Source organism: uncultured Kiloniella sp. (assembly GCF_937128705.1).
GTDB lineage: Bacteria > Pseudomonadota > Alphaproteobacteria > Kiloniellales > Kiloniellaceae > Kiloniella.
On record NZ_CAKZMP010000382.1, the window covers coordinates 1 to 2,176 of the forward strand.

Here is a 2,176-nt window from a genome sequence, read left to right on the forward strand (position 1 = left end):
AGCTTCGTTGCAACGCCCGAAGCCTTTGCGCCTCAGTATGGCGGTTATTGCGCATGGGCCGTGGCACAAGGAGATACGGCTTCAACAGATCCCTTTGCCTGGAAAATAGTCGATAATAAACTCTATCTAAACTATAGCAAAGATATTCAAAAAAGATGGGAAAAGGATATCCCCGGAAATATCCATAAGGGCGATAATAACTGGCCAAAAGTCCTTAACGACTAAACCGTATTTCAAGCCGCATCACAAAGCGAACCACTTCGGTTTTACTGAATAGGGTGGCACTGAGCGATCCAATGCTTAATCCTCAGCCAAATCAAGAACATGGTAATCAAACGCCAATCTGTCGGCGCTGAAGTACTTGGTGATGTTGGCTACATAATCCACAGTTTCACGTCCGATAACTTTAAGGGTAACTTGCTCAACATTTGAAACCCACTTATTAGGGTTTAAGCCATCTTTTCCCGCTTGTTTACGTATATGCTGAACTTTATTGGGGGGCAGCGCCCCCAAAAAAAAGCGACAGGTTTATAAATAAATACAGGCGGCAATTAAGCAGAACACAAGTTGTTCGCTTTTCGACAAAGACATCAAGATCCCCATCATAACATTCACCTGATTCAATCAAAAGACTTGGTGTAGCTGATGCTCCTCCCTATAAAACAAGGCGAGCATAATGAGAAAACGCATAACATTAAGATAAAACAATATCTTATATACATCTTTTACAGAAAAAATAATGTGAAATTTCATCTTCTTTTTCATAAAAAATTAACACGTGCAGTAGCAAAACCTAAGTGCGTTAAACCAGGAAAATTGAACGTACCGAATCGTTCATTTTAGTGCTCGCTGTACGACTGGATCTTACTCTATTTTTACCACCCCTTGCCGAGGTCCAAATGAAGAATTTACCCATTACAAACAAGGAACGTTTTTTTGCCGACAATGACTTAATCGTCAGCAAAACTGACCTGAAAGGTCGCATTACCTATGCTAATCAAACTTTTTTAGCTATTGCCGATTACAAGGAACAGGAAGTACTCGGTCAACCTCACAGCCTGATCCGCCACCCCGATATGCCGCGATCAGTTTTCAAGCTCCTGTGGGATACCCTTCAGAATGGGCAAGAGATTTTCGCCTACGTCAAAAACAGAGCCAAAAACGGTGATCATTACTGGGTCATTGCTCACGTTACGCCCAGCAGAAATGCCCAGGGGAAAATTACAGGATATCATTCCAACCGACGGGTACCGGATAGATCTATTTTAGATAAAATAATTATCCCCCTATACCGAGAACTTCTAGCAATCGAACAAAAGTCAGATCGAAAGACCGGGTTAGAAAATTCCTGTAAAAAACTAGCTAGTGTTCTACAAGATCAAGGACTGGCTTATGACGAATTTATAGCAAATATCATGCGGAAAGCGGGGTAACGGTATGTTTGGAAAGTGTTCAGACAAAGAGTTGCAACAAATATTAGATGTATGCACCGCCGTTTCCAACGGTGATTTTGAAGCAAGAATTACCAACATAAAATCAAAAGGTAAGATCGCCGAAGTTATGAACGCGATTAATCTTATGATTGACCGCACCGATGCTTTTATGCGCGAAGCTACCGCCTCGTTGGAATACGCCAGTCACAATAAATACTATCGACGCATTGCCGAAAAAGGCATGGTCGGGTCCTTCGGCGTTGCCAGCCAGACAATTAACGAAGCCATGGATTCAATGGAGAGCAAGGTCACGACTTTCTCTGATATTATTGATCAATTCCAAAACTCTATGGGATCAATTGTATCCACGGTCTCCTCTGCTTCGACAGAGCTCAATGCCACGTCAGAAACGATGACCAGTACGGCCAGCCAAACGAGTGAACAGGCCACAGTGGTTGCTGCTGCTGCCGAAGAAGCATCCGTTAACGTTCAGACAGTTGCCTCGGCCGCTGATCAGCTATCTGGTGCTATCAATGAAATCAACCAGCAGGTTCTACAATCCTCTGGCGTGTCTATTGAGGCCGTCAAAGAAGCACAGGCAACTGCCACCATGATTTCTACACTATCGGATTCATCACAAAAAATTGGTGAAGTGATGCACCTGATCAAGGATATTGCAGAGCAAACCAACCTTCTTGCCCTCAACGCAACTATCGAAGCTGCACGTGCTGGTGAAGCTGGCA

3 protein-coding genes are annotated in these 2,176 nt (G+C 43.5%); all 3 read left to right on the forward strand.

Going from position 1 to position 2,176, the window contains the following annotated elements:
* On the forward strand, nucleotides 1-225 hold a 225-nt coding region (locus Q0241_RS19705), incomplete at its 5' end, for a YHS domain-containing (seleno)protein (RefSeq protein WP_299380790.1).
* Nucleotides 226-899: 674 nt separating this feature from the next.
* Nucleotides 900-1,433 carry a PAS domain-containing protein gene (locus Q0241_RS19710; protein ID WP_299380791.1) on the forward strand — a complete coding sequence of 178 codons (534 nt, stop codon included), beginning with the start codon at nucleotides 900-902 and terminating at the stop codon, nucleotides 1,431-1,433.
* 4 nt (nucleotides 1,434-1,437) lie between these two features.
* Nucleotides 1,438-2,176, forward strand: a 739-nt coding sequence (locus Q0241_RS19715; protein ID WP_299380792.1) for a HAMP domain-containing methyl-accepting chemotaxis protein, incomplete at its 3' end; no start/stop codon positions are given.

Bases quoted from the DNA above. Each gene is read 5' to 3' on its own strand.
- Q0241_RS19710 (WP_299380791.1), top strand. From the start codon at position 900: ATGAAGAATTTACCCATTACAAACAAGGAACGTTTTTTTGCCGACAAT.